1 protein-coding gene is annotated in these 285 nt (G+C 53.3%); it reads left to right on the top strand.

Annotated features, from left to right (window positions below; translation table 11 throughout):
* A partial coding sequence (locus tag PZC42_RS20855; RefSeq protein WP_277214001.1) for a DoxX family protein occupies window positions 1–185 on the top strand: 185 nt, incomplete at its 5' end.
* Window positions 186–285 lie beyond the last annotated feature (100 nt).

The following is a 285-nucleotide window of genomic DNA, read 5'->3' as shown; positions in this document are numbered from 1 at the left end:
ATCTGCTCATCGCGCTCACCATTGCAGTGACGCCTGCAAACGTTCACATGTGGCAGAACCCTGAACTTTTCAACATGGATGAAACCCTGTTGTTGCTGCGGTTGATGTTCCAGGCGGTGCTCATCGTGATTATCTGGTGGAGTACTCGGCCTTACCGGGACTCTCAAGTAGCCGAACCTGCTTAACACCCAACCCGGCAGGTTCCTGAGATCGATGAGAATACGGGAGAGATAAATGCCGTTTGGTCACGCCTCGGTCGTGTCGCTGTTTGTGTTGTTGGCTGCC

The organism is Isoptericola croceus (assembly GCF_029382255.1).
Taxonomy (GTDB): Bacteria; Actinomycetota; Actinomycetes; order Actinomycetales; family Cellulomonadaceae; genus Isoptericola; species Isoptericola croceus.
Note: the sequence above shows the minus strand (reverse complement) of the source record. Positions and strands in the feature narration are given on the sequence as shown.